Source organism: Nitrosomonas sp. Nm58 (assembly GCF_900107335.1).
Lineage (GTDB): Bacteria > Pseudomonadota > Gammaproteobacteria > Burkholderiales > Nitrosomonadaceae > Nitrosomonas.
Genome location: NZ_FNPQ01000074.1, coordinates 1 through 6,870, shown reverse-complemented (window position 1 = coordinate 6,870; position 6,870 = coordinate 1). Strand labels below are relative to the sequence as shown.

The following is a 6,870-nucleotide window of genomic DNA, read 5'->3' as shown; positions in this document are numbered from 1 at the left end:
CTCTAACAAAAGTCGTCAATCGCACAAAAAATCGCTATAGTATCCATAAGAACCTGACTCCTCATCGTGATGAAACCCTTTTCCAAAATAGCTTCGTCATAATAAGGAATTCAGGTTCTTTTTACTGCTTTTCTTACGCCGAACTCACGTTATTGAAGTAAACTTAATTTAGTAGTCAAAATCTTATCAGGCTGAATCAATAAATATTAATTTCAGCCTGATTATCAAAGATTGTTGTATTAATAAGTATTTGTAATTGCTTATTCAAAATCTTTGAAAAGTGCATTACATTAGATGGGCTCCAAGAAGATCATTTCTGCTCATTATTGCTTCTTTAAATATTGGATATTTATTTTTTATTAATTCCCAGAAACAGACTCTTTAGTAACAGCACAAACAGAAAAGGAATGAAACTCATCCCCGTTACCCAGTAGTGTTCGTAAGTAAACTGGTCGCCTTGATCCATAATGATATACATAAAGAAAATACCGACAGGAGCAATTAAGGAAAGAACTTGAAGTAGTAAAAATAGTTTTTTAATCATTTGGTTAGCTCATATATTAATTTCTGAGTATTATTACAGAATTTGACAGATTTATGTTCCGCCAAAGTAAATTCGAGTTTAGTATAAAGAATGCAAAATTTTTGAATCTTCCTGTATGTTAAGCAGATAAATGGAAGTTATACTTGTTATTACCAGTTTTCCTGACAAAGCAAGCGCGTTGATGCTTGCCCAAAAACTCATTGAAAGTCGGGCTGCGGCATGTATCAATATTTTGGCTGAATCTACTTCAGTATACCGTTGGCAGGGAGAAACTGAAACGACCGATGAGATACCCGTTTTTATCAAAACGTTGGCGGAACATTATGTCGCGGTGGAAAAAATCATCAAAGCTATACACCCTTATGAACTCCCTGAGATTATCGCTGTCCCTGTAAAGACTGGATTGCTAGCGTATCTCCAGTGGGTTGCTGATGAAGTTCCAATCATTGTTGAACCAATAATAGAAAACAAAATTTGAGTAAGCTATGCGTTTAATTCAATTTTTTCTGATTTTATTTTGCCTTGTTAGCACGAGTGCTTTAGCTGAAGAAGAAAAGCGATCCAGTGTGTTTTCTGTGTTACAGAAATTAAGCGCAAGCTTTGGGCAAACTGAGCAGGAGCTACTGCCTCCAGATGAAGCATTTAAGTTCTCAATCGAGGTGCGTGATGAACATACGCTAGTTGCCCATTTCACACCTGCAAAAGATTATTATCTTTATCGTGACAAAATTGACTTTAAGCCGAAAAGCGATGGCATCCATATAGAAAAAATCATGCTACCGCCAGGCAAAATGAAGGACGATCTGACTTTTGGTAAAACAGAGGTCTATTATCAGCCTGTTCAGGCAATTATTTCATTGAAGCGGGAAGCATCCGCTACGGACCAGCTTTCTCTTGCCACAACCTATCAGGGCTGCAATGAACCGATAGGCGTATGCTATGCACCGATCAAGAAGGAAAGTGATATAGCCCTTCCGGCAATCAAAGCAGCTTTGAATACGGTTGCCGAAACGATCAGTGGCAGCGCAACAGCTGCGGGTGGGGATGCTACCGCGGAATTGTTTCAAACCCCTTCCAAACTGCCTGCTATTGAGACCGAGTCATACAAAATCGAGCAACTGCTTGCAAGCGGTAACTTCTGGTTGATATTGACTGGTTTTTTTGGTGCGGGTTTAGGGCTTGCATTTACGCCGTGCGTGTATCCCATGTTTCCGATTTTATCGGGCATCATTACGAACCGAAGCGAGCATCTCACCAAGCGCCGTGGATTTGTTCTAGCGCTTGCCTATGTTCTGGGGATGGCGATTACTTATGCCATAGCCGGTATTGCTGCCGGCCTGTCTGGTGCCATGCTGTCTGCAGCTTTGCAAAATGCCTGGGTATTGGGTGCCTTTGCGCTGGTCTTTGTTGTTCTGGCTTTCTCGATGTTTGGTTTTTACGAACTGCAATTACCCGGTTTTCTTCAGAGCAAACTTTCTGAAGAAGCAGGCCATCTAAAAGGTGGGCGCTTGACCGGTGTATTTGGAATGGGAGCATTGTCCGCACTGATCGTCAGCCCTTGTGTCGCGGCACCCCTTGCAGGTGCGCTGCTCTATATCGGTCAGACGCATAATGTGGTACTCGGAGGGTCCGCATTATTTGTGATGGCACTAGGCATGGGTGTTCCTCTGTTATTATTGGGAGCATCGGCGGGCGCTTTACTGCCCAAATCAGGTCCATGGATGGAATCGATCCAGCAGGTTTTTGGTGTGCTGCTGCTGGCAGTGGCTATCTGGTTGATATCGCCGGTGGTTTCCACGGTTATTTATATGCTGTTGTGGGCAGCGCTACTCATCATCTCGGCTATTTATCTGCATGCGATCGATCCTTTACCAGAACGGGCCTCTGGCCTCAGGAAATTTCTTAAAGGTGTTGGGGTGATTTCATTGCTGGTTGGGGTAGCTCTTTTGATAGGTGTATTGTCTGGTAGCCGGGATGTTCTGCAACCCCTGTCAAAGTTGAGCATCGGTAGTACCGGAAATATTGAGGCGATTCGGCCAGTAGACGCTGATCAAAGCGGGCATCTACCGTTTCGGCGGGTAAAAACAATTGCTGAACTTGATGAAATGATCCAGCAGTCAAGAAGCAAATACATCATGGTGGATTTTTATGCTGACTGGTGTATTTCATGCAAGGAAATGGAGCGATTTACATTTACCGATGCGAAAGTGCAAGCGCGGTTGAGAGATGTAGTTCTACTGCAGGTGGACGTAACTGCCGGAACGCCTGACGATGCTGCGCTACTGAAACGTTTCAAGCTATTTGGCCCACCGGGAATTCTCTTTCTTGACCCCCAGGGGCGCGAGATACCGAACACTAAGATCATAGGCTATTTCAATAAGGAAGATTTTCTCTCCGTATTGGATGCAGTATTGATTTAGCCTGGCTGTCTTATATATTTATTCTATCAACTAGAGGAAGATTGCATGTCAAAGCTAGGCAAGTTATTGCTGTATGTTGCTATCGCTTTCGGGGCGATAGCTGCAGGATTTATATTCAAAACCCAGCAGATGAGTTCACAGCTGAGCAGCGCTGAGAAGCAAGCAGGCATGAAAGCATTTTTTGCAGCGAGTTTGCCAGATATTGAGGGCAATGTGCAGCCTTTCTCTCAATGGCAAGGAAATGTTCTGCTTGTAAATTTCTGGGCTACGTGGTGTATGCCCTGTCGTGAAGAAATACCAGAGTTTATTGAAATACAGGATAAATTCCGTGAGCAGGGATTGATCCTAGTAGGCATTGCTATCGATCAAAAAGAAAAAGTGGAGACATTCAGTAAGGAGTTTGGCATCAATTATCCTGTAGTGGTGGGAGATATGGACGCGTTTTCACTAGCAGAGGCAATGGGAAATCCACAAGGTGCCTTACCTTACACGGTGATAATCAATCGAGCTGGAGAAATCGTGGATACACATTTAGGTCGCGTCTACATGGATAAAGTCGAAAAGATACTGAAACCCTTGCTGTAAATTTTTCTGTAAGGAATGCAATTAGCCGACGTTGTATTAATTATTCACTTTATGTTCGTGCTGTTCGTTGTTGGCAGCCTTCCCATGATCTGGATTGGCGCCTGGTTGCATTTAAAATTTTCCCGGAACCTCGCATTTCGACTTACCCATCTTGCAGCCATACTGTTTGTTGTGGGTGAGTCGCTGGTAGGTATTATTTGCCCACTGACGAGATGGGAATATGAGTTGCGTGAGATTGAAGCAGATCGAAGCTTTATTCAGTACTGGTTACATCGAATGTTATTCTATGATTTTCCCGAATCTGTACTCACAGTAAGCTATGTGGTATTTGCACTTCTAGTGGCAATAACTTTCAAACTGGTTCCACCAATCATTCCCGGGAAATTCAAAATCAAGCATTAATTATGGATGGTTTTATCACTTTCTGTTTCATTTAATCTACTCTCCGAAATGGAAAGAAGTTCTGCAATCGGTGGCTCAAATATTTCTTCATCAAAAGCCTTATCCCCGTCAGCAACTGGACTACCCTGTGGTTTGAGCCCCTGAAAATTATAAAGCGCTGAATCTGCCAAGTGAGATAATTGTATATTCTGGAGTGCCGTAAACATTGTCTCCAGTCTTCCCGGGAATTTTTTATCCCATTGCTGCATCATTTCTTTAATAGCCTGACGTTGCATATTTTTCTGGGAACCACACAAGTTACAGGGAATAATTGGAAAATTCTCGATTTCAGCGTAAGCAGCCAGATCCTTCTCCTTGCAATATGCTAGTGGACGAATTACGATGTGATGGCCGTCATCACTGACCAGCTTGGGTGGCATCGCTTTGAGCTTGCCACCATAAAACATATTGAGAAAAAAAGTTTCGAGAATATCGTCTCTGTGATGACCCAAAGCTATTTTAGTGGCACCTAACTCAGTAGCAACACGATAGAGTACGCCTCGGCGCAAACGGGAACATAAACTACACGTGGTTTTTCCTTCAGCAATGACGCGTTTGACTACACTATAGGTGTCCTGCTCGACGATGCGAAATGGCATGCCTATTTGAGTGAGATATTCAGGTAATACCTGCTCGGGGAAACCGGGTTGTTTCTGATCCAAATTGACAGCAATCAGTTCAAAATCCAACGGAGCATGTGCTTGAAGGTTGCGCAAAATATCGAGCAACGCATAACTGTCTTTTCCACCCGATAAGCAAACCATTACTCGGTCGCCTGTTTCGATCATATTAAAATCAGCGATAGCCGTTCCTACCAGACGACGTAATCGTTTACGAAGCTTGTTGGTGTTATATTGTATTTTCTTGGGTAATGTTTCCATCATGAAAATTGCCGTAAGTCAGAGAGTTGTAAAATATCTTGCCTTATATATCTCATGGGCCGTGACAAATTAAATAGTTTAACAGCCGGAACAATAAAACAGTAATGTGTTCTAACAATTGGATTTAAAGCGACCGTTTTGTGCCATAAGTACAGAGGACAGAATTATATGAAGAAACGTGCAATGGTATTCGTATTCTTCTCAATTTTGATGTTCTGGGTAGTTAGTGCTTCTGCTGACTTGAATCACAAGCAGAATGGTGTGAATTCTCCGGCCATTGGCAAGGTCGGCGATCCTGCCAAGGTGACGCGTACGATTGAAATAAAGGCAATGGATAACCGTTTTTCGCCTTCCGAGATTAATGTGATGCAAGGTGAAACGATCAGATTCATTGTTAAGAATGAAGGAATGAGACGACATGAAATGGTTATTGATACATTGGAAAATTTAAAAGAACACGCCAAAATGACACGTTCAAATCCTGGTTTGATCCGTGAGGATCCTAACTACGTTAATCTACTGCCAGGTGAACAAAAAGAGCTCGTATGGAATTTTACTGAAAGTGGTATAGTTCATTTTGCTTGTGGTTATCCTGGCCATTTCAAAAGGATGCGTGGAAAGATAAATGTGGAGATAAAATGAAAATAGAAATTAACAGATTTTTGATGAAATCAATAATGGCTGGTGCATTGACATTGGCAGCATTTTCAGTGTCTGCTGGCGAGACGGTTGAGGTCTATAAAAGCCCAACATGTGGTTGCTGCTCAAAATGGATTGATCATTTGAGAGATCATGGGTTTACTGTCAATGCACATGATGTGGGTAATAAAGAAGCAAGAGCGCGTGCAGGCATCTCTCCTTCTTTAGGGTCGTGTCATACCGCCGTGGTTAATGGTTATGCTATTGAAGGTCATGTTCCTGCACAAGATATTAAACGACTTCTTAAAGAACACCCTAAGGCAATTGGATTGGCTGTTCCTGACATGCCTCATGGCACTCCAGGTATGGAAGGTGCGCGTAGTGATCCTTATGATGTGCTTTTGATCAAGCAAAGAGGAGATCAACGACGCGATGCAACCGTTTACAGTCGCTATACCCCTGAGTAAACAGGTTTAAGTGAAAGCAAACTTATTTAGTATTAAAACTTAAAAACTTCTTAATTTTTTAGATTGTTATGCAGCCTGGAAAAAATAAGTATTTTCTTCTGTCACTATCAATAAGTGGATTTATTTTAATGTCAGGCTGCACAGATTCTATTTCTACTGCCAATAAGTTTCTGCAGCAAATCCAGTTAGATCAGACAGAAATGGTTAAGCGAAATTTTGACACTGCCCAGATTGCTCGAGGGCGCGCGGTTTTTCAGGAAAATTGTGCTGTTTGTCATGGACCAAATGCCGAAGCAACGCCTGACTGGAGGAAACCGCTTGAAAACGGCAGGTACCCTCCTCCCCCTTTGGATGGCACGGCGCATGCCTGGCATCATTCTACTGAGGAATTAAAACGTTTTATTTTAAAAGGTGGTCCTCCTGGAGAGGGGCGTATGCCTGGCTGGCAAGATAAACTGACAGAACAGGAAATTGATGACACTCTTGTCTGGATTAAGTCTTTGTGGCCTGATGAAGTGTATGATGCCTGGTACCAACGAATTGAAAACAGGCAATAAGTCTTTCCAAGGATAAGTAACAATGCCAATTCCAAGTCAGAGTAATGCTTACTGGATTGTTCTTCTCTTGATTACTTGCCTGAATTGTCAATCAGCATTGAGAATTGTCCAGTCATCAGCGCCGAAAACTGTCCACCTGGTTTAGTTGGTTAATCGGTTCTTATACATTGTTTTCGATGTTTGAAACGGTAAGAATCATTTCCTGTTTCCAGGATGTCGCAATGATGGATAATGCGGTCTAAGAAGCTGTCTGGTAAAACATTAGACGCATTTTGCAAGTGTTATTTTCATCATGGCGATTCGAATCATATTTTCGGCAGTGCCGGGCAGGATCTC

Annotated in this window: 10 protein-coding genes; 7 read left to right on the top strand and 3 right to left on the bottom strand. The window is 42.4% G+C overall.

Annotated elements, in window-relative coordinates; translation table 11 throughout:
• Positions 1–349: 349 nt before the first annotated feature.
• A complete protein-coding gene (locus tag BLW34_RS14395) occupies positions 350–544 on the bottom strand; it encodes a hypothetical protein (RefSeq protein WP_256203818.1) in 195 nt (64 codons plus the stop codon).
• A gap of 130 nt (positions 545–674) precedes the next feature.
• Between BLW34_RS14395 and cutA the strand changes: the two genes are divergently transcribed.
• From cutA to BLW34_RS14375, 4 genes are read left to right on the top strand one after another with little or no spacing between them, the layout of a single operon-like run.
• Positions 675–1,022 (top strand): divalent-cation tolerance protein CutA, encoded by a 348-nt coding sequence (gene cutA, locus BLW34_RS14390; RefSeq protein ID WP_090581033.1) that lies wholly within the window; start codon positions 675–677, stop codon positions 1,020–1,022.
• Positions 1,023–1,029: 7 nt separating this feature from the next.
• On the top strand, positions 1,030–2,964 hold the full coding sequence (dsbD, locus tag BLW34_RS14385; protein WP_090581030.1) for a protein-disulfide reductase DsbD: 1,935 nt from the start codon (positions 1,030–1,032) through the stop codon (positions 2,962–2,964).
• A 45-nt stretch (positions 2,965–3,009) separates the two neighbouring features.
• Positions 3,010–3,549 (top strand): TlpA family protein disulfide reductase, encoded by a 540-nt coding sequence (locus tag BLW34_RS14380; RefSeq protein ID WP_090581027.1) that lies wholly within the window; start codon positions 3,010–3,012, stop codon positions 3,547–3,549.
• Positions 3,550–3,564: 15 nt separating this feature from the next.
• Positions 3,565–3,951, top strand: coding sequence for a DUF2784 domain-containing protein (locus BLW34_RS14375; RefSeq protein ID WP_090581024.1), 387 nt, complete (start codon positions 3,565–3,567; stop codon positions 3,949–3,951).
• Here BLW34_RS14375 and ttcA read toward each other — a convergent pair.
• Entirely contained in the window at positions 3,948–4,871 is a 924-nt protein-coding gene (gene ttcA, locus BLW34_RS14370) for a tRNA 2-thiocytidine(32) synthetase TtcA (protein WP_090544253.1), read from the bottom strand. The genes BLW34_RS14375 and ttcA overlap by 4 nt on opposite strands.
• Before the next feature lie 168 nt (positions 4,872–5,039).
• Here ttcA and BLW34_RS14365 point away from each other — a divergent pair, with 168 nt between their 5' ends.
• The 3 genes from BLW34_RS14365 to BLW34_RS14355 all read left to right on the top strand — a co-directional run bounded on the left by BLW34_RS14365 (position 5,040) and on the right by BLW34_RS14355 (position 6,534).
• Positions 5,040–5,513, top strand: coding sequence for a cupredoxin domain-containing protein (locus BLW34_RS14365; RefSeq protein ID WP_090581021.1), 474 nt, complete (start codon positions 5,040–5,042; stop codon positions 5,511–5,513).
• Positions 5,510–5,977 carry a DUF411 domain-containing protein gene (locus tag BLW34_RS14360; RefSeq protein ID WP_090581019.1) on the top strand — a complete coding sequence of 156 codons (468 nt, stop codon included), beginning with the start codon at positions 5,510–5,512 and terminating at the stop codon, positions 5,975–5,977. Before BLW34_RS14365 ends, BLW34_RS14360 begins: the two co-directional genes overlap by 4 nt.
• A gap of 128 nt (positions 5,978–6,105) precedes the next feature.
• The gene (locus BLW34_RS14355; protein ID WP_090544247.1) at positions 6,106–6,534 is read left to right on the top strand and encodes a c-type cytochrome; all 429 of its coding nucleotides are present in this window, start codon (positions 6,106–6,108) and stop codon (positions 6,532–6,534) included.
• 149 nt (positions 6,535–6,683) lie between these two features.
• Here the strand turns inward: BLW34_RS14355 and BLW34_RS17155 are convergent, their stop codons facing one another.
• A complete protein-coding gene (locus BLW34_RS17155) occupies positions 6,684–6,812 on the bottom strand; it encodes an ATP-binding protein (protein WP_256203817.1) in 129 nt (42 codons plus the stop codon).
• Positions 6,813–6,870: the final 58 nt, after the last annotated feature.

Coding starts and splice junctions, on each gene's coding strand:
- BLW34_RS14395 (WP_256203818.1), bottom strand. CDS start 544: ATGATTAAAAAACTATTTTTACTACTTCAAGTTCTTTCCTTAATTGCT.
- cutA (WP_090581033.1), top strand. CDS start 675: ATGGAAGTTATACTTGTTATTACCAGTTTTCCTGACAAAGCAAGCGCG.
- dsbD (WP_090581030.1), top strand. CDS start 1,030: ATGCGTTTAATTCAATTTTTTCTGATTTTATTTTGCCTTGTTAGCACG.
- BLW34_RS14380 (WP_090581027.1), top strand. CDS start 3,010: ATGTCAAAGCTAGGCAAGTTATTGCTGTATGTTGCTATCGCTTTCGGG.
- BLW34_RS14375 (WP_090581024.1), top strand. CDS start 3,565: ATGCAATTAGCCGACGTTGTATTAATTATTCACTTTATGTTCGTGCTG.
- ttcA (WP_090544253.1), bottom strand. CDS start 4,871: ATGGAAACATTACCCAAGAAAATACAATATAACACCAACAAGCTTCGT.
- BLW34_RS14365 (WP_090581021.1), top strand. CDS start 5,040: ATGAAGAAACGTGCAATGGTATTCGTATTCTTCTCAATTTTGATGTTC.
- BLW34_RS14360 (WP_090581019.1), top strand. CDS start 5,510: ATGAAAATAGAAATTAACAGATTTTTGATGAAATCAATAATGGCTGGT.
- BLW34_RS14355 (WP_090544247.1), top strand. CDS start 6,106: ATGTCAGGCTGCACAGATTCTATTTCTACTGCCAATAAGTTTCTGCAG.